Here is a 20,791-nt window from a genome sequence, read left to right as displayed (position 1 = left end):
TTTCACGGGTGGGGGGAACGGAGGGCGTCGCCAGAAGCGTTGGTGCCACTATATAAGCATCTCGGGTTTTAAATTTGCACACCGACTTCTAAAGGCGCACCTCGGCGTGCTGGTCGTCCGGGGCGTCCTTGTCGTCCTGCTTGGCGGGCACTTCGGCCGTCGGCACCGGGCGCCGCACCAGGACGACCAGCAGCACGAGCGCCACCAGCACCGTCGAGGTGACCGGCAGCCACAACGCCGACCGGCCGAGCAGCGCGGCACCCAGGGCCGAGCCGCTCGCGATCCCGATCTGGAAGCCGGTGACATAGACGGAGGAGGCGCGGTCGGCCTCCTGGCCTGCCAGGCGCATCACGCCCGTCTGGAAGACCGGTCCGGCCGCGGCGAACGCGCCGCCCCACAGGGCGACGGCGACAGCGGCCGCCGTGCCGCGCGCCAGGGCACCGCCGTCCAGCACCGACGCGACCGCCAGCAGCCCGACGCCCACGGCGAACACCGTGATGGTCACGGACGCCGTCCGCCGGGGGGCCGTGTCGTTGTACCGGCCCACCAGCCAGGTGCCCACGGCCCCCGCGCAGCCGAAGACCGCCAGCAGCCCCACCGTCGCAGCGGAGCTGCCGGTGACCTCGGTGACGAGGACGGCGAAGTAGGTGTAGCTCAGGAAGTGCGCGCTGATCAGTACGACCGCCACGGCACACAGCGTCAGGACGCGGGGCCAGTGCGCCCCCCGCCGCCCGGCGCCGGCCGTGCCGTCCGGATCCCCGGTCGCCGCGTCCGTCCCCGGCGTCCCGGCCGCCGCCGGCCGGGTGGGGCCGTACAGCCCGAGGGCCCACACCAGCCCGACAGTCACGGCCACGGTGGCCGCCGCCAGCACCAGGGCCGTGGCCCGCCAGCCGATCAGCTCGCCGATGAGAGTCGTCCCCGGACTGCCGGCGATCGCGGCCAGGGTGGAACCGCCGAACACGGCCGCGGTCGCGGTGCCCACACGGTGCCGCGGTACCAGCGTCGCCGCGGCCGGGGCGATCAGCGACCAGAGCACACCGTGCGTCAGGGCCGCGGCCACCCGGCTGACCACCATCATCGCGAAGCTCGTGGCGAACCCGGCGAGCACCTCGGCGACCACGAGGACGAGGAGGGAGACCACCAGGGCGGTACCGCGCGAGACGCGGGAGGCCAGCGCGACCGTCGGCACCGTGACGACGGCGGCGACCACGGCGTAACCGCTGATGAGCAGCCCCACCCGGCCGGCCGGGACGTCGAGATCGCGGGCGATGTCCTGGAGGAGCCCGACCGGGAAGACCTCGAAGGTCACATAGACGAACGTGGCGCTCGCGAGGACGGCCAGCCGCACGGCGGCCGACGCGTCGATACGGTCGGGGGCCCTTGTCCCGTCGGTACGGTCGCGGGCCCCTGCCCCGCCGCTCATGCCCGGTCGGCGGCGGCGAGCGCCGGGTCGATCCGGACGAGGACCTTGGGGCGGTCCCGGCCGCCGTCCGCGAGGTGGGCGAAGGCGGCGTCCAGCTCCTCCAGCGGGAAGACCCGGTCGACGAGGGCGTCGAGGTTCACCGCCCCGGACTCGACGAGGCCGACGAGCCGGTCCCAGTAGCCGATGCCGGACAGCACGCCGTGCAGGGTCACGTCCCGGATCACCAGTGCCGCCGCGTCGAAGCCGTCGACGGTGTGATGGGGCGTGCCCAGCTGGGCGATGCGGCCGCCGGCCGCGACCAGTCGGACGGCGGCGCGGACGCCTGCCGCGCTGCCGGACGCCTCGATCACCGCGTCGTACGCCTCCTCGTCGGACGCTCCGGGGGCGTCCTGGGCGCGCAGGCCCAGCTCGGCGGCGAGCGCACGGGCCGCGGGCTGCGGGTCGAGGACGAGGGTGTCCGCGCCGATCGCCCGGGTGATCTGCGCCGCGGCGAGCCCGAGGGTGCCGGCGCCCAGCACCGCCACCCGGTCGGACGCGGTCACCGTGAGCCGGTCCACGGCGTGCGCCGCGGCGGCGGTCGGCTCCAGCAGGGCGCCGGCCGCGGCGGACAGGCCGTCGGGGATCCGGGTGAGGGTGTCCACCGGGACGGTGATCAGCTGCGCCCCGGCGCCCGGCCGGGTGCCCAGCACGCCGATCTCGCTGCGCTCGGGGCAGGACCGGATACGTCCGGCCCGGCAGTGCGCGCACCGGCCGCAGACACGGAAGTTGTGGCCCGACACCCGCCGGCCGAGCAGGTCGGGGCCGGTCCCGGGACCGGCCCCGACGACGGTGCCGATCCATTCGTGGCCGAGGACGAACGGGTAGCTCTTCAGCCCGTCGCGCAGGTAGTTGCTGCTGCCGTCGAAGAAGCCGAGGTCGGTGCCGCACAGGCCGAGCAGCCCCACCCGGACGAGGACTTCGCCGGGTCCGGGCTCGGGCGGTGCGCTCTCGGTGACCGACAGCGTGCGGGGGGCGGTGAGCTGGATGACTTTCATGGCGCGTCCTTGAAGGGGGCTTTCTCGGGAGGGCGGGGGGCCGCCGCACGGCGGCACAGGGCGATGTCCTCGCGCAGGCGGGCGGGGGTGTGCCGGTAGTCGTTCTCGACGAGCACCGAGCGGGCGCCGGACGTCCTGAGCAGGGCCGGGAGGTCACCGGCCGAGGGCGCCGTCGTACCGGAACCGTCCTTGACGTGGACGTCCGGCAGCAGCAGTCCGGCTGCCGCGACCGCTTCGGCGAAGGCGAGCGGCCGCAGGCCAGCGTCGCACAGGTTGCCGGTGTCCAGGACCAGGCGCAGGGCCGGATGGTCCACCGCACGGGCCAGCGCGAGCGACTCCCGCGCGCCCAGCGGGGACTCGTAGGCGACCAGCAGGTCCGTCCCGGTGAGCTGAGCGCACACCCCGCGCAGCGCCTCCACCGTGCCGGCCCGGATGCCCGCGCCGTGCGGCAGGCTGCGCCGGAATCCGGGCACATGGAGCACGGCGACTCCCAGGCGCAGGGCGCAGTCCAGGGCGTGCCGCAGGAGCTCCACCGCGGCGGGGTTGGGTACGCCCCGCTCGTGTGCGAGGCCGATGTCGTTGAGGTGGTTCACGGCGAGCACGGGCACCGGGAGCCGTCGTGTGACGGCCTCGGCCGCCCGCCAAGCGACGGGGTCGCTCAGCGGTGGGCCGCGGTGGGCGCCGCCGTAGTCCAGGTGCAGCTGGTCGGCTCCCGCCGCGAGCGCGGTGCGCGCCGCCGCCCGGCGGTCGGTGTCGATCCGCCACTGCGGGGCGGCGACGGCCGGGGCGGGACGCATGGGTGCGTTCGTGGCTGTGCTCGACGCCGTGGCCGCGGGTGCTCCGGTCATGGGCGGCCCCCCATGTCGATCGCCGTCTTGAGGACGCGGTGCCCGGTGGCCTCGCGTGTGCCCGAGACGAGCACGGTGTTGACGAGGTCGGCGGCCTCCTCCGGTCCGACCCGGTGGGTCAGCACGCGCTCACCGAGGTCCGCAGTGGTGCGCAACAGGTCGACGGCGTGCCGCAGATGGCCGTCGCCGACTCCGCGGTGACCGCAGAGCAGGAGCCGGCCGTGCGGCCGCTGGAACTCCTCGACGCGCGGTGGCCAGGGGGTGCCTCCGCAGTTGGCGGCGCGGATCGCGGCGACGTCGATGTCACCGGCGGTCAGCGGGAGCGGCCCCGGCTCGAGGCCGGCGTGGACGTCGACCAGGAGCGTGCCCGGCACCTGCCGGTCCAGCGCCGTGAGCGCCTCCCGGGTGCCGGTACGCGGTGTGGTGATCACCGCGACGACCGGCGAGGGGAGAGCGGCCAGCAGCCCCGGCAACTCCGGGTCGGCCGGGTCGGTGGCGTCGGGGCCGTGCCCCACGAGGAGGCAGTGCAGCCCCGGGAGTTCGGTCCGCCAGAGATCGCGCGCGAGCCGTCCCACGATGCCGTCGCCCCAGACGACCAGGGCGGCGGGCCGCACCGCGTGGCGCGCGATCCGCATCCCGTACAGCGCCGAGGCGAGCGGTTCCGCGAGGGCGGCCACCCGAGGCCGCGCCGCGTCCTCGGGCACCGGGACGACCAGGCCGGCGCGCACGGCCGTGGCCGGGATGCGGGTGCGTTCCGCCCACAGGCCGGGGAGGTTGTGGCCGAGGAGGAAGGACGGGTCGTGCGGGTGCGTGGGGTTCACGGTGACCGCCGTGCCCTCCGCCAGGCCCGAATCCCCGGGTTCGACCACGTACGCGACACCTTCGTGGCCGAGGACCGGGGTGGGGTCGTCGCGCAGGCCGCGCAGGATCTGCCAGTCGGTGCCGCAGATGCCCACGGTCGCCGGTGCGAGCAGGGCGTCGCCCGGTTCGAGTCGCGGCAGGGGCACCTCGGCCACCTCGACGAGGGTGCGGCCGGATCCGTCGGGCGGCCGGCGTACGAGGGCACGGTGGGTCGCGGCGCTCACCGTGTGATCCCGTGGCGCCAGTCCGCGACCCGCTGCGCGCCGCGCAGCGGGTCGACCTGTCCGGGTGCGCAGAACACGAGCCGCTCGTCGAGCCAGCTGTCGTCGCGGCCCCGGTCGGCGTAGGACGTGGCGGTGGCGAGCAGGCGGCGGATCTCGGCCGCGTAGGGCCCGGCGAGCCCCTCGGCGACCCCACCGCCGATCCCGATCAGGTCGAGGTGCGGATCGAGGCACCACATGGTGCGCAGCAGTTCGGCGACCGGGGCGGCGCACAGCTCCAGCAGCCGCCGGGCGCCGGGTTCGCCGGCGGCGAGGGCGCCGGGGAGCCAGTCGGCGACCTGCGCGGGCCGGGCCAGCCCGAGCCGTTCCGCCGTCCGCGCGAGGCCCGGGCCGGAGGCGACCGAGGCGAGGTGATCCCGCGCGCCGCACTCGCAGGGCAGGCCCGTCAGGACGTCCGAGCCGGGGCGGGTGAGCGTGACCGGGAGGTGGCCCACCTCGCCCTGCAGGCCCATGTCGTCGACCGGGATCCGGCGCTGTTCCAGATCCGCCGTGCGCAGCGCGATGCCGCTGCTGACGGTCAGATAGGCCACGCGCCGCACGCCCGGCCGGGCGTGCACGGCGGCGAAGTCCAGCAGCGCGGCGGTGACGTCGTTGACGAGGTGCCAGGTGACATCGGGCCTACGGCGTCGCAGCTCGGCGGCCACGTCGTACGGGGCGGTCTCCTCGCCCCACAGCGGGGCCGACCCGTACACCGTGCCGGTCAGGTGGTCGATGGCCGCGCCGAAGGACAGCGCGGCTCGGGCCCCGGCCGGCACCCGGTCGCCCAGCAGGCCGACGAGCTCCGCCCGCAACCGGGGGACGGAACGCTCCGGGTGACGCAGCCGGCTGGGCGACGGAACCCGCTCCACCGCTTCCTCCGGCCCACCGGTGCGCATACGCACCCACGTACCGCCGATGTCCGCGGCGAAGACGGGGGGCGCGGGGGACGCCGGGGTGGGTGAGGCCGGGCCGCTCGCGGACGCCGGGGGCGCTACGGCGGGAGTGGCGCTGCTCCTCACCGCGCGACCACCTGGCCCGCGGCGACCGGCTCGGGTACGTCCAGCAGTACGCCGGAGACGCCGGCCCGCGGCGGCTCGACCCGGAAGCCGCGGAAGTCGGTCCAGCGCGGTGCCACGTCGTCGTACGTGTCCAGAGCGCCGATGACCACCGTGCGTCCGCAGGCGGCGAGTCCGGCCCGCACCCCCGCGCTGGAGTCCTCGACCACGACCGCGTCCTGCGGCGGGCAGCCGAGTTGGGCGGCGGCGCTCAGATAGCCCTCGGGGTCCGGCTTGCCGCGGCTCACCTCGTCGGCGCTGACCAGGATTCCGGGCAGCGGGAGCCCGGCCGCGGCCATTCGGACCTCCGCGAGCCGGCGACCCGCGGAGGTGACGACGCCCCAAGTGTGCGGGGGCAGTGCGGCGAGCAGCGCACGTGCGCCGGGGACTTCGGTGATGCCCGTGGTCTCGGACTCCTCGTGGGCGACGAGGCGCCGGGTCTCCGCCGCCGCCAGGTTCGGGTCGGAGAGGAAGTGGCCGACGGTCTCCCGGGTGGGGCGGCCGTGGGCGAAGGCCAGTACCTCCGCGAGATCGAGCCGGTGCCGTTCGCAGAATCCGGCCCAGGTGGACTCGACCAGGGCGGTCGAGTCCACGAGGGTGCCGTCCATGTCGAACAGCAGTGCTGTGGCGTGCAGTTGAGGCAAGGGGTACTCCAGGCAGAGGGGGCGGCCGCGGCTACGCGCGGACGTCCGCGAGGGGACGCGACTGGGAAACGGGCAGATCCTCGGCGACGGACGACCAGGTGGCGTCCTCGTGTACGACGAGCGCCTCGCCCGCGTACGGGACGCCCCGGGTGCGGGCGAGCTCCACGGCCAGCGGCGCGAAGGCGGCCGGTGCCATGTAGCCGCGGTAGTCGAAGTCGGCGGGCCGCCGGGCGCGGATGCCCGGGGTGTCGACCATGCCCGCGGGCAGCGTCTGGACGAACGTCACCTCGGCGGGGTCGATCTCCTGCGAGACCGACCGGATCAGGGAGTCGGCGGCGGCCTTGGTGGCGGCGTAACCGGAGCGGTGCGGGCCCGCGTTGTACACGACCTCGGACGACACGTGCAGGAACAGCCCCGGTGCCGCCTCGCGCAGCGCCGGGAGCGTGGCCCGCAGGGTCCGGGCCAGGCCGTGCACGTTGACGGCGAACTGGTCGAGCCAGTCGGCCTCGGTCGTCCGCGTGAACGGATCGCGCCGGGAGGTGAAGTAGACGGCGGAGTAGCAGACCAGATCGATGCGGTCCGGCAGGCCGGAGCGCAGGCTCTCCGCGGCCTGCTCGGCGTCGCGCAGGTCGGTGCGGTGCCATACCAGCCGGTCGCCGTCGGGGCCGGCCGGACGGCTGCGGCTGAAGACGTGGGTCTCGATCCCCTGCGCGGCCCAGGCGTCGGCCATGCCGCGCCCGATCCCGGTCGACCCGCCGACCACGACGGCCGTGGCGGGCGTGCGGTCCGGCGCGCTCATACGCTCACCAGCTCCTCGTCCGAGGCGGCGGGCGACAGGTCCGCCGCGCGGCCGTGCAGCAGCCTCGCGGCCTCGCGCAGTTCGGCCGGGGTGACGTCGTTGACGAAGCGGTGCCGTCCGATGCCCAGCGGCAGTGGCAGCCGCTGCTGCCCGTCGCGGTGGCGCACGGTGTCCTGCAGCGCGTGTTCGAGCAGGGAGGTGTCGTCCAGCACGGCGTTCCAGAGCGGCAGTCCGAGCGCCCGGATCACCGAGAAGATCCGGTCGGCCTGTGCCTCGCTGACGTCGCCGCGCAGTGTGGACAGCGCGGTGGTGAGGGCCATGTCGATCACGACGGCCTCGCCGTGCAGCAGCTCGGGCAGGGCGTGCATCTCGACGGTCGGGCTGAAGGTGTGGCCGTAGTCCACGCAGCGCTCCAGGGACGACTCCCACAGGTTGGGCTGCAGTTCCTCCAGCATGAGGTGGATGGACTCGGCGATGATCGCGTCGGCGGCGCGGGCGAGGTCGCCGTTGGTGCCCTGGAAGCGGTCGGCGCGCACCGCGGGACCGTGCGACTCCAGGAGGTCGAACAGTTTCTCGGACCGGATGAGAGCCATCTTCAGGATCTCGGCCAGGCCGTTGCTGATGTGCCTCAGGTCCAGGCTGCGCAGGAACGAGCGGTCCAGGAACGTGGCCGTGGCGGGCGCGTAGGTGCCCAGGCGGTTCTTGCCGGTGGAGTAGTTGACCCCGGTCTTCACGCCCACGCCCGCGTCGACGAGGCCGATCAGCGTCGTGGGGATGCGGATGTACGGCGTCCCGCGCCGGTAGATGCTCGCCGCGAAACCGACGATGTCGGTCAGGACTCCGCCGCCGATCGCCATGACCGGCTCGCGGCGGCGGTCGATCCCGAAGTCGTTCATCGCGTCGACGACCTCGCACACGGCGTCCCACTGCTTCACGGTCTCGTCGGCGCGCAGGGTCAGGACCGTGGCCCTGATGTCGTGGAAGTCGAAGAACTCCCTGATCTGAGCGCCGTAGAGCGTGTCCACGTTCTCGTCGACGACGAGGAGGCGCCGCTCTCCGGAGCGCAGCGGCGCGTCCGGGCAGCCGGTCAGCAGTGTGGTGTTGTCCCGCGTGAAGAGGTGGTCGGAGCTCACGACGTGGTAGCGCGCCTGACGTACGGCCTCGACCGTCCAGGCCGGACTGTCACCCATGGCCAGACGGAGCCCCTGGGTGATCTGGGTACCGCTGTGCATGTCTCCTCCGAATCTACAGGCGCCATATTGGCGGACAGGAGATAGATTTATAGGCGCCGTGTTCAATATAGTAGCAGCAAGGCTCGCTATGTAACGTGCGTGCTAAAGTTCCCGACAATAGGAGAGGCGGCGACACCGTCGGCCCGCAGCGATGCGCCCGGCGCGTTCACCACCGGGCTGAGCCGCTCAGCGCCTGGTCACCGCCCCCTTGAGTCGCTGGAACCCTGGGAAGGTCGACCGCATGGCCACGTTGGCAGAACGCCTGAATGCCTGGTTCGCGGATGCCGCAACACCTGACGCCGTGGGACGCCTTCGCGAGCCGACGACGGCCGAGGTCGCCAAGGCGATTTCGGAGGACCCCGGTCACGACGTGACGATCTCCCGGAGCTATCTGACGTCGTTGCGCAACGGCTCGCAGACCAACCCGACGATGAACGTGCTCTCGGCGATCGTGCGGTACTTCCAGTCCCGGGACATGTCCCTGCCGGTCTCGGTGAGCGCGCTCATCTCCGAGCCGGCACCGCCCGGCGCCCCGGAGAAGAAGGAGGAGCGGACCGAGACACTCGCCGACCGGCAGGTCCGCTCGATCGCCATGCGCGCCGGCAAGCTCAGCCCGGATCTGCGCGAGCAGCTCCTGTCGATCATGGATGTACTGGACGCTTCACGAAAGGCCCCCGAGCCGGCCGCCGAGGAGGGGGAGGCATGAGGGCCGTCGGCCTGACCAGGACCGGTGGACCGGAGGTCCTGGAAGTCCTCGACCTACCGGAGCCGGAAGCCGCCGACGCCCTGGTGATCGAGACCGCCGCGGCCGCCGTCAACCCGGTGGACCTGGCGACCCGTTCGGGCCTGATCCCCACCTCCCTGCCCGCCGTGCTCGGCTGGGACCTCGCGGGCACCGTCGCGCACGCACCCGCCGGCTCCGGCTTCCGCACCGGCGACCGCGTCCTCGCGATGACGGCACAACTGGGCACGGGCGTGGGCAGCATGGCCGAGTACGTCGCCTTCGACCCGGGGTTCGTGGCGCACGTGCCGGACGGCCTGAAGCTCGAGGAGGCCGCGGCGCTGCCGCTGGCGGGCGTGACCGCGACCCAGCTGCTGCGCCGCACCCCGGACCGCGCCGGGAAGCGGATCCTGCTGATCGGCGCCCAGGGAGGCGTCGGCGCGCACCTCGCGGCCCGTCTGCTCGACGAGCCGTCCACGCGCACGGACCTGCTCGTCCGCCCCTCCGACCTGCCCGTGTGGCAGGAGCAGCGGGCCGGACGGCCGGGCGAGGGCGCGGTGCTCGCGGATCCCGCGCAGGTCGGGACCGGGGCCTACGACATCGTGATCGACGCCGGCGGCGTGCCCGCTCTGTTCGACGCCGTGCGGCCCCAGGGCGCCTTCCTCACCATCACCCCGTTCAGCGCTCCTGATCCGGCCGCCCGGCCCGAGGTCGCGTACACGTTGATCGGCGTGGAGCTGGACCGGGACGACCTGGTCAGTGTCGCCGAGGCCGCGGCCCGCGGCATCGCACCTCGTCAGGAACTCACCGTGCTCCCGTTCGAGGACGCGGCCGAGGCCCACCGCCGCCTGGAGCGCGGCGGTTTCCGCGGCAAGCTCCTCCTGGTGCCCTGAGGCCCGAGGCCCCGGAGCGCGCACGGCTCACCTCAGCCGCCCGCGGCCCCGGAGCGCGCACGGCTCACCTGAGCCCGTCCTCGAAGACGAGGCTGCCGAAGACCGAGGGCCGCCACGGCTCGTCGAGGCCGTAGCGCTGCGCCTGCCGGTGCATCGACATCGCCTGGTGCATCAGCGTGGACGCGACGACCTCGGCGTCCCGTTCGTCCCGGTCGGAGTAGCAGGTGCGCAGCAACGGCAGCTCGGGCCGCTCTCCCGCCAGGTCGTAGGCGATGATGTGGCCGATCTCGTGCAGCACGATGTGCGCCTGGTGCGCCTTGGTGGTGTTCGCCTGGTAGACGATGACGTCCTCGTCCGGCCGGGACAGCAGCACGCCGAAGGGGCCGTCGGCCGGCAGCTCCCACTCCAGCAGCGTGATCGGTGTTCCGCGCTGCTCGGCCAGCAGCTCGCACAGCTCGGCGATGCCGAGCGGCAGCGAAGGCGCGAGCCGGTGCAGCAGCCGACGGCTGTGCGCCCGCAGCTCGGCGTCCCGCCGCCGGTCGCCGCTCCCGCTCGCCCAACGCCCTCCACGACGCCGGAAAGTCTCTCTCAACACCTGTCGTGTCCCCCCGGGTAGACCAGCCCTCAAATCTACGCTTTCTGACTCACACCCGCCACGAGGGCGCTCCTCCCCGCCCCGGGAACACCTCAACTCCCGTCCTCTGCGAGGCTTTTCCCATGCGCTACGTCATCATCGGGGCAGGGGCGGTCGGCGGGACCGTCGGTGGGCGGCTCGCGGGTTCGGGACACGAGGTCGTGCTGGTCGCGCGGGGCGCGCACCACGCGTCGCTCCGCGACGACGGACTCCGGCTGCGGGTGCCGGAAGGCGAACTGACGTACCGCCTGCCGGTCGTCGACGGGCCGACACCGCTCGGCGAACTCAGGGAGGACGACGTACTCGTCCTCGCGGTGAAGACCCAGGACACCGAAGGCGCCCTCGACGCCTGGGGCCCCGCCCCGGTCGCGGGCGGTGGCACCGCGGCCGAGCGGCTGCCGCTGCTGTGCGCGCAGAACGGCGTGGAAGGCCAGCGCATCGCCCTGCGCCGTTTCCGCCGCGTGTACGGCGTCTGCGTCTGGCTGCCCTCCACCTTCGTCGAGCCCGGAGTCGTCTCCGCCGCGGGCAGCCCGCTCACCGGCATCCTGCACCTGGGCGTGTATCCGCACGGCACGGACGAGACGGCCCGGCGGGTCGCCGCCGACCTGGAGAAGTCGCGGTTCGAGGCACCGGTCGTGCCGGACCTCGCCCGCTGGCAGTACGCCAAGCTGCTGTCCAACCTCGCCAACGCCGTCGAGGCGGTCGCCGGTCCCGTCGAGAGCGAGGAAGCCCTGGCGCTCGTCGGCCGGGTACGGGCCGAGGGCCGGGCCGTGCTCGACGCCGCCGGGATCGCGTACGCGAGCGTCGAGGAGCAGCGGGCGCTGCGCGGCGACAAGGTCACCCTGCAGCCCCTGGAGGGCGCCCCGCGCGGCGGCGGTTCCTCCTGGCAGTCCCTCACCCGGGGTACCGGCACCATCGAGGCCGACCACCTCAACGGCGAGATCGCCCTCCTCGGCCGCCTGCACGGGGTACCGACCCCGCTGAACGAACTCCTGCAGCGGCTAGCCAACACCTGCGCCCGTGAACGCAGACGGCCCGGGGCGATGCCGGTGGGGGAGCTGGTACGGCTCGCCGACGAGGCCGAGACGGCCGTAGGGAAAGAGCGTCGTCTCACGCGCTGACCGGCAGCAGCACCCGCGCCGACGCGCTGTCGTAGCGTCGCAGCAGCACCCGCGCCACCTCCGGCGCGGGGCCCAGCACCCCGGCCAGGACGTCCGCGTCCGCCGCGCCCCGCGCGATGCGGTCGGGCAGGAACCCGGGGGCGAGGACGTACGGCGCCACCGCCACCTTCGCGCAGCCCATGGCCCGCAGTTCGCGTACGGCGTCCTCGGTGCGGGGCAGGGCCGCGGAGGCGAACGCAGGCCGCACGGCGCACCAACCGGTGTGCCGCCACTCCCGCGCGATGTCAGCGATCACTGCGATCGCCTCCGGGTCGGTGGACCCCGCCGAGGCCAGCACGACCCCGGTCGAGGACTTGTCGGCGGGCGTCAACCCCGCCTCGTACAACCGCCGTTCGAGCGCGGACAGGAGCAGCGGGGACGGGCCCAGCACCTCCGCCTGCCGGATCCGCAGCCGCGACGGCGCGTCCCGCAGCACCGCGGGGATGTCCGCCTTCGCGTGGAACGCCCGCGTCAGCAACAGCGGCAGCGCCACGACGTCACGGACGCCCTCCGCCGCCAGGGACTCCAACACGCCCGGCACGGAGGGGACGTTGAAGTCCAGGAAGCCCGTCTCCACCCGTACGTCCGGGCGCAGCGAGCGCACCCGGCGTACGAGAGCGTGCACCGTCGCGGCGTGCCGCGGGTCGCGGCTGCCGTGGGCGATGACCAGGAGAACGGGCTTCATGGACTCAGCTCTTCACCAGCAGACCGCGGCTGCGCAGAACCCACCGCTCCAGCGGGCTGAAGATCAGCAGGTCGATCGCGATGCCGACGAACAGGATGAGCAGGATCGCCTCGAACACCATGGCCATGTCGCTGTTGGTGCGGCCGTTCTCCAGCAACTGGCCGAGGCCCACGCCCAGATCGGGGAACTGGGCGATGATCTCCGCGGCCATCAGCGAGCGCCAGGAGAACGCCCAGCCCTGCTTGAGGCCCGCCACATAGCCGGGCAGCGCGGCGGGCAGCGTGACGTGCCAGATGCCCTTGATGCCTGTCGCGCCCATCGTGCGGCCGGCCCGCAGGAACAGCGGCGGCACCTGGTCGACGCCGGACACCAGGCCGTTGGCGATGGAGGGGACCGCGCCGAGCAGGATCACGGCGTACATCATGGAGTTGTTCAGGCCCAGCCAGATCACGGCCGGCGGCACCCACGCCACCGACGGCAGCGACTGGAGGCCGGACAGGATCGGGCCGATGGCCGCGCGGATGAACTTCACCCGGGCCACGATCAGACCCAGCGGGGTGCCGATGAGCAGGGCGAAGAAGAAGCCCAGCAGACCGCGCGAGACGCTGGTCCAGATGTAGCCGAGCAGATCGCCCGCCAGCCAGGCGTCCTTGAACGTGGAGCCCACGGCCGCCGGCGACGGCAGCTTGGAGGGATCGTCGACGACCGGGTAGAGCAGGGTCCAGACCACGAGGACCACCGCGAGCGCGATGACCGGCGGCAGGATCTTGTTGACGAGCGTCTGCCGGAGGGTCGGGCGGCCGGTGGCCTGGGTCTCCAGCGCGTCGAGGCCCGCCTCTACGCTCCCGGCGTCCTGGGCCGGTGTCGTGTCAGTGCTGGCCATGACGGCGGATCTCCCCACGCAGTTCTTCGGTGATCTCACGGGCCAGTTCGGCCACGGGCGCGTCCTCGATGCGGCGCGGCTGCGGGATGTCGACCGTCCACTCGCGCGCGATCCGGCCGGGACGGGAGGACAGCAGGATCACGCGCTGCGCGAGCCGTACCGCCTCGCGCACGTTGTGCGTGACGAACAGGACGGAGATCCCGGTCTCCGTCCAGATCCGGGTGATCTCGTCGTGCAGCACGTCGCGCGTGATGGCGTCGAGGGCCGCGAACGGCTCGTCCATCAGCAGCAGGTTGCTCTCCTGCCCCAGCGCGCGGGCCAGAGCCACACGCTGGCGCATACCGCCCGACAGTTCGTGGACGCGCTTGCCGTACGCGCCCTTCAGCCGGACCAGTTCGAGCAGCTCCTCGGCCTTGCCGCGCCGCTCGGGCTTGGGAACTCCCCTGAGTTTCAGAGCGAGTTCGATGTTCTTGCCCGCGGTCAGCCACGGGAAGAGGGCGTGCTCCTGGAACATCAGGGCGGGGCGGCCGTCCGTCGTGATGGACCCGGCGGTCGGGCCGTCGAGCCCGGCCACCAGGTTCAGCAGCGTGGACTTGCCGCAGCCCGAGGCCCCCAGGAGGGTGACGAACTCGCCCGGCGCGACATCGATGCTGACGTCGTCCAGGACGAGCTGCTGTCCGCCCGGTCCCGCGAACGACTTCGAGACGTGCTCAAGACGCGCGGCGTACTCGACGGACTCGTCGGCCTTGGCGAGTGTCGTGGTCGTGGCCATGGTCGTCACCTCCTGGGAGCTCTTCGGGGACCGGGGTCAGCTGGTGCCGAGACCGGCGGCGTCGACCGTGGACTCGCCGTCGGCCTTGAGGACCTTGTTGAGGATCGTGAGGTCGTAGATCCCGTTCAGGTCGGGCTTCTTCAGCAGACCGGCCTTGACCGCGTGCTCCGCCTCGGTGTTGAGGGTGGCGGCCAGCGGGTCGTTGGTGAACTGGATCGACTTCCAGGCCGGGTCCAGGACCGCGGGCTTGAGCGCCTTGCCGGAGTCCGCCTCCAGCTGCTTGTTCGCCGCCGCCTTCGCCGCGTCAGGGTTGGCGTTGATCCACTTGTTGGCCTCCACCGACGCCTTCAGGACGGCCTCGACCGCCTTCGGGTGCTCCTTGAGGAAGTCCTGGCGCACGATGATGTTCGTGATCACGAACTTCTTGTCCGGCCACAGCGACGCCTCGTCGAGCAGCACCTTGCCGCCCTCGGCGACCAGCTTCGACGCGGTCGGCTCCGGGACCCAGGCGCCGTCGATGGAACCGGCCTTGTAGGCGTCCGGCGTGATCTTGTTGTCGGTGCGGACGACGGTGACGTCACCCTTGCCGCTCTGTGCGTCGACCTTCCAGCCCTGGTCGGCGATCCAGTTGAGGAACGCCACGTCCTGCGTGTTGCCGAGCTGCGGGGTGGCGATCTTCTTGCCCTTGACGTCCTTCAGGGACTTGATCTTGTCCGGGTTGACGACCAGCTTCACACCGCCGGAGGCCGAACCGCCGATGATCTTCAGGCTCTTGCCGCCCGACTTGACGTAGCCGTTGATCGACGGGGAGGGGCCGATCCAGCCGATGTCGATCGACTTGGAGTTGAGCGCCTCGATCTCGGAAGGTCCGGCGTTGAAGGTCGCGTACGAGGCCTTGGTGGCCCCGAGCTCCTTCTGGAAGAAGCCCTTGTTCACCCCGACGAGCGCGGTGCCGTGGGTCAGGTTGCCGAAGTAGCCGATCTTGACGGAGTCGAGCCCGTCGATCTTCTTGGCGCCGGCGGCGACCTTGGCGGTGTCGGTGTCCTTGGAGTCCGAGCCGTAGCCGCAAGCGGCGAGGGTGAGCAGCGGGAGCGCGGCGATGACCGCGAGGGTGCGGCGAAGAACTGGTGTAGCAGGCACGGGAGGTGTTCCTCTCGGAGGCCCGGCGGTCACGGTCTTTCAGGTCGTGGCCGGGAGGTCGGCAGGTTTGCGTCTACGGCTGTGGGGGGACGGGGCGCGCAAGCGGTGCGCGTACGTCAGCGCACACATCGCGCCACTCCGCCCTGCCCGCTGCCGAGCGCGCCGCTGCCTACGCGGCCGCCCTCCTTCGCGAACGTGGAGTAGTAGTCGGTGGAGTTCATGTCAGAAGTCCCACCCGTCGTCCTCGGACTCGTCCTTGACCGGCTCCGGGGACGCGAACGACTCGCCGACCATGCCCGCGGTGAGCGTGGTGCCGTCGTTCGGGTCGATGAGGATGAACGAACCGGTGCGCCGCGAGTCCGAGTAGGAGTCGACGGGAAGCGGCTCGGCGGTACGGATCTTCACGCGGCCGATGTCGTTGGCGACGAGCTGTCCCGGATGCGGGTGCAGGGACAGGTCGTCGAGCGTGAGCCGGGACGGGATGTCCTTGACGATCGCCTTGACCGTGCGGGTGCCGTGCTTGAGCAGCACCCGGTGGCCGACGGTCAGCGGGGCGTCGGCCACGTGGCAGACGGTCGCCTCGATGTCCTGGGTGGTCGGCGGGGCGTCCTTGCTGGGCACCAGCAGGTCACCGCGCGAGATGTCGATGTCGTCCTCCAGGAGGATCGTCACCGACTGGGTCGTCCAGGCCACGTCGACCGGCTCACCGAGCAGGTCGATGCCGGCGATCTTCGTGGAACGGCCGGAGGGCAGCACGGTGATCTGCTCGCCGACGTGGAAGGAACCGGCGGCGATCTGACCGGCGTAACCCCGGTAGTCGGGGTGCTCGGCGGTCTGCGGCCGGATCACGTACTGCACGGGAAGGCGGGCGTGGCAGTGGCTCAGGTCGTGGGTGACCGGGACCGTCTCCAGGTGCTCCAGGACGGTCGGGCCGCCGTACCAGTCCATGTTCGCGGACGGCTCCACCACGTTGTCGCCGGCGAGCGCCGAGATCGGGATCGCGGTGACGTCCGGGACACCCAGCTCGGTCGCGTACGCCGTGAACTCCTCGGCGATCGCGGCGAAGACGGGCTCGGCGTAGTCGACGAGGTCCATCTTGTTGACGGCGAGGACCACGTGCGGGACACGGAGCAGCGCGGCGAGGGCCGCGTGCCGGCGGGTCTGCTCGACGACTCCGTTGCGGGCGTCGATGAGGATCACCGTGAGCTCGGCCGTGGAGGCACCCGTCACCATGTTGCGGGTGTACTGCACATGGCCGGGGGTGTCGGCGAGGATGAACCGGCGCCTGGGGGTGGCGAAGTAGCGGTAGGCCACGTCGATGGTGATGCCCTGCTCGCGCTCGGCGCGCAGACCGTCCGTCAGCAGCGCGAGGTCCGGGCCCTCGGCGCCGCGGCTCGCCGACGCGCGCTCCACGGCCTCCAGCTGATCCGTGAGGATCGACTTGGAGTCGTGCAGCAGGCGGCCGACGAGGGTCGACTTGCCGTCGTCGACCGAACCGGCGGTCGCGAACCGCAGAAGGGTCGTCTCGGTGAGTTCCGTGGTCGTGCTCATGCTTAGAAGTACCCCTCGCGCTTGCGGTCTTCCATCGCGGCCTCGGACATCTTGTCGTCGGCGCGGGTGGCGCCCCGCTCGGTGAGCCGGGAGGCGGCGATCTCCGTGATGACCTTCTCGATGCTGTCGGCGTCGGAGTCGACGGCACCCGTGCAGGACATGTCACCGACGGTCCGGTACCGGACCAGGCGCTTCTCGACGGTCTCGCCGTCCTTGGGGCCGCCCCACTCACCGGCGGTCAGCCACATACCGCTGCGGGAGAAGACCTCACGCTCGTGGGCGAAGTAGATCTCCGGCAGCTCGATCTTCTCGCGGGCGATGTACTGCCAGACGTCCAGCTCGGTCCAGTTGGACAGCGGGAAGACGCGGACGTGCTCGCCGGGTGCGTGGCGGCCGTTGTACAGGTTCCACAGCTCGGGGCGCTGGCGCCGCGGGTCCCACTGGGAGAACTCGTCGCGCAGCGAGAACACCCGCTCCTTGGCGCGGGCCTTCTCCTCGTCCCGGCGGCCACCGCCGAAGACGGCGTCGAACTTCTCCGCCTGGATCTTCTCGGTCAGCGGCAGCGTCTGGAGCGGGTTGCGGGTCCCGTCCGGACGCTCCTTGAGCACACCGCGGTCGATGTAATCCTGGACGGAGGCCACATGGAGGCGCAGCCCATGGGCGGCCACCACACGGTCACGGTACTCAAGGACCTCGGGGAAGTTGTGTCCGGTGTCCACATGCAGCAGCGAGAAGGGGATCGCCGCGGGGGCGAACGCCTTCAGCGCCAGGTGCAGCATGACAATGGAGTCCTTGCCGCCGGAGAACAGGATCACCGGCCGCTCGAACTCACCCGCCACCTCACGGAAGATGTGCACGGCCTCGGACTCGAGGGCGTCCAGGTGGGACAGGGCGTACGGAGCCTCCGTGCCGTCCTCCACCTTGGTAACGGTGGTCGTCATGCCAGTCCCCTCTCGGTGAGCAGCGCGTGGACCGCGGCCGCGGACTCCTGGACGGTCTGGTTCTGCGACTCGATCCGCAGGTCGGGCGACTCGGGCTCCTCGTACGGGTCGTCGACCCCGGTGAGCCCGGACAGCTCGCCCGCGGCCTGCTTGGCGTACAGGCCCTTCACATCGCGTACGGAGCACACCTCGACCGGAGTCGCCACATGGATCTCCAGGTAGGCGGCACCGCTCTCCTGGTGGCGCTTGCGCACCGCGTCACGGCTGTCGGCGTAGGGCGCGATGACCGGGACCAGCGCCTTGACGCCGTTGCGGGCGAGCAGTTCGGCGAGGAAGCCGATGCGCTGCACGTTGGTGTGCCGGTCCTCGCGGCTGAAGCCGAGACCCGCCGAGATGAACTCGCGGATCTCGTCGCCGTCGAGCACCTCGACGAGGTGGCCCTCCTCGCGCAGCCGGCCGGCCAGCTCGTACGCGATGGTGGTCTTGCCGGCACTCGGCAGACCCGTGAGCCAGACGGTGGCTCCGGTCGTCACGTGCAACTCCTTGGTAGATGTCGTCATCCGTGCAGCCCGCACTCGGTCTTGGAACGCCCGGCCCAGCGGCCGGCGCGCGCGTCCTCGCCCTCCAGGACACGGCGGGTGCAGGGGGCGCAGCCGACGGACGCGTAGCCGTCCATCAGCAGGGGGTTCGTCAGGACCCCGTGCTCGGTGACGTAGGCGTCCACGTCGTCCTGGGTCCAGCGGGCGATGGGGGAGACCTTGACCTTCTGCCGCTTCTCGTCCCAGCCGACGACCGGGGTGTTCGCCCGGGTCGGGGACTCGTCGCGGCGCAGACCGGTCGCCCAGGCCACGTAGTCCTTCAGGCCCCGCTCCAGCGGCTCGACCTTGCGCAGCTTGCAGCACAGGTCGGGGTTGCGGTCATGCAGCTTGGGGCCGTACTCGGCGTCCTGCTCGGCGACCGTCTGGCGCGGGGTGAGCGTGATGACGTTGACGTCCATCACGGCCTCGACCGCGTCGCGGGTGCCGATGGTCTCCTCGAAGTGGTAGCCGGTGTCGAGGAAGACGACGTCCACGCCCTTGAGGACCCGGGACGCGAGGTGCGCGACCACCGCGTCCTCCATCGACGAGGTCACGCAGAATCGCTTGCCGAAGGTGTCGACCGCCCACTGGAGGATCTCCAGCGCGGAGGCGTCCTCCAGATCACGGCCCGCCTGCTCGGCGAGCGCCTTCAGATCGTCGGTCGAGCGCTCTTCCTGAACCGCGGTCATATCTGTTCTCCCCCTGCGTCGGTGTGCCGAAGACCCCGGGCCAGCAGCCCGAGGAACTTCAACTGGAATGCGCGGTTGCACGCCGCGCATTCCCACGCGCCGTGAGACTGCTCGCTCGGACGCAGGTCCTCGTCGCCGCAGTAGGGGCAGTAGAAGGGGGCGGCCCGCTCGCTCACGACAGGGCCTCCTCGGAGGCGCGCGCGGCCCAGGCGGCGAAGCGCTCGCCCTCCTCGCGCTCGGCCTGGAACCGCTTCAGGACCCGCTCGACGTAGTCGGGCAGCTCCTCGGAGGTGACCTTGAGGCCACGCACCTTGCGGCCGAACCCGGCCTCAAGACCGAGGGCGCCGCCCAGGTGCACCTGGTAGCCCTCGACCTGCTCGCCCTTGTCGTTCAGGACCAGCTGGCCCTTGAGACCGATGTCCGCCACCTGGATACGGGCGCAGGCGTTCGGGCAGCCGTTGAGGTTGATGGTGAGCGGCTCGTCGAAGTCAGGGATCCGGCGCTCGAGTTCGTCGATCAGCTGGGAGCCGCGCGCCTTGGTCTCGACGATGGCGAGCTTGCAGTACTCGATGCCGGTGCAGGCCATCGTGCCGCGCCGGAAGGGCGAGGGCTTGGCCGTCAGGTCGAGCGCCTCCAGGGCCTCGACGAGCGGCTGGACCTGCGCCTCCTCGACGTCGAGGATGATCATCTTCTGTTCGACGGTGGTCCGGACCCGGCCCGAGCCGTGTGCCTCCGCGACCTCGGCGATCTTCGTCAGCGTGGTGCCGTCGATGCGGCCGACGCGCGGTGCGAAACCGACGTAGAAGAGGCCGTCCTTCTGGCGGTGCACGCCGACGTGGTCGCGCCAGCGGCCCGAGGGCTCGGCGGGCGCGGGACCGTCGACCAGCTTGCGCTTCAGGTAGTCGTCCTCCAGGACCTGGCGGAACTTCTCCGGGCCCCAGTCGGCGACGAGGAACTTCAGACGCGCGCGGGTGCGCAGGCGCCGGTAGCCCCAGTCGCGGAAGATGCCGACCACGCCGGCCCACACCTCGGGCACCTCGTCCAGCGGAACCCAGGCGCCGAGCCGGACGCCGAGCTTCGGGTTGGTGGACAGACCGCCGCCGACCCACAGGTCGAAGCCGGGGCCGTGCTCGGGGTGCTCGACACCGACGAACGCGATGTCGTTGATCTCGTGGACCACGTCCAGGAGCGGGGATCCTGAGATCGCCGTCTTGAACTTGCGGGGCAGGTTGGAGAACTCCTTGCTGCCGATGTACCGCTCGTGGATCTCCTCGATGGCCCAGGAGCCGTCGATGATCTCGTCCTCGGCGATGCCGGCGACCGGTGAGCCGATCACGACACGCGGGCAGTCGCCGCAGGCCTCCGTGGTGGAGAGGCCGACCGCCTCCAGACGGTTCCAGATCTCCGGGACGTCCTCGATGCGGATCCAGTGCAGCTGGATGTTCTGCCGGTCGGTGACGTCCGCGCTGCCGCGCGCGAACTCCTCGGAGATCTCGCCGATCACGCGCAGCTGCTGGGTGGTGAGGCGTCCGCCGTCGATCCGCACCCGCAGCATGAAGTACTTGTCGTCCAGCTCCTCCGGCTCCAGGATCGCGGTCTTGCCGCCGTCGATCCCGGGCTTGCGCTGGGTGTACAGGCCCCACCAGCGCATGCGGCCGCGCAGGTCGTTGGGGTCGATCGAGTCGAAGCCGCGCTTCGAGTAGATCGTCTCAATGCGTGTCCGCACATTGAGACCGTCGTCGTCCTTCTTGAACTGCTCGTTGCCGTTCAGCGGGGTGTGGTGCCCCGCGGCCCACTGACCCTCACCGCGGTGACGGCTCACCTTGCGGCGGGGCGCTGCGGCAGCAGGGTTCTGCGGGGTGGCGGCCATGGTTCTACGTCCTTCGGGACAGGCGGGAAGCGGCTCTTACCTGCGCGTACGGGCGCATGGGTGTACCTGCGCGACATTGCGCGGGGAGGAGAACGAGAGGATGTGTCGGGTGACGCTG

General features: G+C 71.9%; 22 protein-coding genes. 3 read left to right on the top strand and 19 right to left on the bottom strand.

Annotated elements, in window-relative coordinates:
* Positions 1-88: 88 nt before the first annotated feature.
* Genes D1369_RS08740 through D1369_RS08705 form a run of 8 tightly spaced genes read right to left on the bottom strand, consistent with a single transcriptional unit; the run spans position 89 to position 8,156 of the window.
* Positions 89-1,423, bottom strand: a complete 1,335-nt coding sequence (locus D1369_RS08740; RefSeq protein ID WP_118082377.1) for an MFS transporter — start codon at positions 1,421-1,423, stop codon at positions 89-91.
* On the bottom strand, positions 1,420-2,457 hold the full coding sequence (locus D1369_RS08735) for an alcohol dehydrogenase catalytic domain-containing protein (protein WP_118082376.1): 1,038 nt from the start codon (positions 2,455-2,457) through the stop codon (positions 1,420-1,422). The genes D1369_RS08740 and D1369_RS08735 overlap by 4 nt, the downstream gene beginning before the upstream one ends.
* Positions 2,454-3,305 carry a TIM barrel protein gene (locus D1369_RS08730; RefSeq protein WP_237557685.1) on the bottom strand — a complete coding sequence of 284 codons (852 nt, stop codon included), beginning with the start codon at positions 3,303-3,305 and terminating at the stop codon, positions 2,454-2,456. The genes D1369_RS08735 and D1369_RS08730 overlap by 4 nt, the downstream gene beginning before the upstream one ends.
* Positions 3,302-4,390: an alcohol dehydrogenase catalytic domain-containing protein gene (locus tag D1369_RS08725; protein ID WP_007385520.1), complete on the bottom strand. Its 1,089-nt coding sequence runs from the start codon at positions 4,388-4,390 to the stop codon at positions 3,302-3,304. Before D1369_RS08725 ends, D1369_RS08730 begins: the two co-directional genes overlap by 4 nt.
* The gene (locus tag D1369_RS08720) at positions 4,387-5,445 is read right to left on the bottom strand and encodes an ROK family protein (RefSeq protein ID WP_240436059.1); all 1,059 of its coding nucleotides are present in this window, start codon (positions 5,443-5,445) and stop codon (positions 4,387-4,389) included. Before D1369_RS08720 ends, D1369_RS08725 begins: the two co-directional genes overlap by 4 nt.
* Positions 5,442-6,125 carry an HAD-IA family hydrolase gene (locus D1369_RS08715; protein ID WP_037901766.1) on the bottom strand — a complete coding sequence of 228 codons (684 nt, stop codon included), beginning with the start codon at positions 6,123-6,125 and terminating at the stop codon, positions 5,442-5,444. Before D1369_RS08715 ends, D1369_RS08720 begins: the two co-directional genes overlap by 4 nt.
* Before the next feature lie 31 nt (positions 6,126-6,156).
* Positions 6,157-6,924: an SDR family oxidoreductase gene (locus D1369_RS08710; protein ID WP_007385522.1), complete on the bottom strand. Its 768-nt coding sequence runs from the start codon at positions 6,922-6,924 to the stop codon at positions 6,157-6,159.
* Positions 6,921-8,156 carry a sedoheptulose 7-phosphate cyclase gene (locus D1369_RS08705; protein ID WP_007385523.1) on the bottom strand — a complete coding sequence of 412 codons (1,236 nt, stop codon included), beginning with the start codon at positions 8,154-8,156 and terminating at the stop codon, positions 6,921-6,923. The genes D1369_RS08710 and D1369_RS08705 overlap by 4 nt, the downstream gene beginning before the upstream one ends.
* Positions 8,157-8,397: 241 nt before the next feature.
* Here D1369_RS08705 and D1369_RS08700 point away from each other — a divergent pair, with 241 nt between their 5' ends.
* Both D1369_RS08700 and D1369_RS08695 read left to right on the top strand, forming a co-directional pair.
* A complete protein-coding gene (locus D1369_RS08700; protein ID WP_050789778.1) occupies positions 8,398-8,862 on the top strand; it encodes a hypothetical protein in 465 nt (154 codons plus the stop codon).
* Complete coding sequence (locus D1369_RS08695; RefSeq protein WP_007385525.1) at positions 8,859-9,770, top strand: NADP-dependent oxidoreductase; 912 nt, start codon at positions 8,859-8,861, stop codon at positions 9,768-9,770. The genes D1369_RS08700 and D1369_RS08695 overlap by 4 nt, the downstream gene beginning before the upstream one ends.
* Before the next feature lie 64 nt (positions 9,771-9,834).
* Here D1369_RS08695 and D1369_RS08690 read toward each other — a convergent pair whose 3' ends face one another.
* Positions 9,835-10,365 (bottom strand): hypothetical protein, encoded by a 531-nt coding sequence (locus D1369_RS08690; protein ID WP_007385526.1) that lies wholly within the window; start codon positions 10,363-10,365, stop codon positions 9,835-9,837.
* A gap of 122 nt (positions 10,366-10,487) precedes the next feature.
* On the opposite strand from D1369_RS08690, the gene D1369_RS08685 reads away from it, so the two are divergent.
* Complete coding sequence (locus D1369_RS08685; protein WP_037901768.1) at positions 10,488-11,525, top strand: 2-dehydropantoate 2-reductase N-terminal domain-containing protein; 1,038 nt, start codon at positions 10,488-10,490, stop codon at positions 11,523-11,525.
* On the opposite strand, the gene D1369_RS08680 is transcribed toward D1369_RS08685, so the two are convergent.
* From D1369_RS08680 to D1369_RS08630, 10 genes are all read right to left on the bottom strand, one after another.
* A complete protein-coding gene (locus D1369_RS08680; protein ID WP_007385528.1) occupies positions 11,515-12,249 on the bottom strand; it encodes a sirohydrochlorin chelatase in 735 nt (244 codons plus the stop codon). The genes D1369_RS08685 and D1369_RS08680 overlap by 11 nt on opposite strands.
* A gap of 4 nt (positions 12,250-12,253) precedes the next feature.
* Entirely contained in the window at positions 12,254-13,132 is an 879-nt protein-coding gene (locus D1369_RS08675) for an ABC transporter permease (RefSeq protein ID WP_037901771.1), read from the bottom strand.
* On the bottom strand, positions 13,119-13,904 hold the full coding sequence (locus tag D1369_RS08670) for an ABC transporter ATP-binding protein (RefSeq protein ID WP_037901773.1): 786 nt from the start codon (positions 13,902-13,904) through the stop codon (positions 13,119-13,121). The genes D1369_RS08675 and D1369_RS08670 overlap by 14 nt, the downstream gene beginning before the upstream one ends.
* Before the next feature lie 36 nt (positions 13,905-13,940).
* The gene (locus D1369_RS08665) at positions 13,941-15,044 is read right to left on the bottom strand and encodes an ABC transporter substrate-binding protein (RefSeq protein ID WP_007385531.1); all 1,104 of its coding nucleotides are present in this window, start codon (positions 15,042-15,044) and stop codon (positions 13,941-13,943) included.
* Between the two features lie 222 nt (positions 15,045-15,266).
* On the bottom strand, positions 15,267-16,595 hold the full coding sequence (locus tag D1369_RS08655) for a GTP-binding protein (protein ID WP_007385532.1): 1,329 nt from the start codon (positions 16,593-16,595) through the stop codon (positions 15,267-15,269).
* 2 nt (positions 16,596-16,597) lie between these two features.
* Positions 16,598-17,536, bottom strand: a complete 939-nt coding sequence (gene cysD / locus D1369_RS08650; protein WP_007385533.1) for a sulfate adenylyltransferase subunit CysD — start codon at positions 17,534-17,536, stop codon at positions 16,598-16,600.
* On the bottom strand, positions 17,533-18,096 hold the full coding sequence (gene cysC / locus D1369_RS08645) for an adenylyl-sulfate kinase (protein ID WP_007385534.1): 564 nt from the start codon (positions 18,094-18,096) through the stop codon (positions 17,533-17,535). Before cysC ends, cysD begins: the two co-directional genes overlap by 4 nt.
* A complete protein-coding gene (locus tag D1369_RS08640) occupies positions 18,093-18,803 on the bottom strand; it encodes a phosphoadenylyl-sulfate reductase (RefSeq protein ID WP_007385535.1) in 711 nt (236 codons plus the stop codon). Before D1369_RS08640 ends, cysC begins: the two co-directional genes overlap by 4 nt.
* Entirely contained in the window at positions 18,800-18,979 is a 180-nt protein-coding gene (locus D1369_RS08635) for a hypothetical protein (protein ID WP_007385536.1), read from the bottom strand. The genes D1369_RS08640 and D1369_RS08635 overlap by 4 nt, the downstream gene beginning before the upstream one ends.
* Positions 18,976-20,673 carry a nitrite/sulfite reductase gene (locus tag D1369_RS08630; RefSeq protein ID WP_007385537.1) on the bottom strand — a complete coding sequence of 566 codons (1,698 nt, stop codon included), beginning with the start codon at positions 20,671-20,673 and terminating at the stop codon, positions 18,976-18,978. The genes D1369_RS08635 and D1369_RS08630 overlap by 4 nt, the downstream gene beginning before the upstream one ends.
* Positions 20,674-20,791: the final 118 nt, after the last annotated feature.

It is taken from the genome of Streptomyces sp. CC0208 (assembly GCF_003443735.1).
GTDB lineage: Bacteria > Actinomycetota > Actinomycetes > Streptomycetales > Streptomycetaceae > Streptomyces > Streptomyces sviceus.
This window is presented reverse-complemented; position numbering and strand designations above follow the sequence as displayed.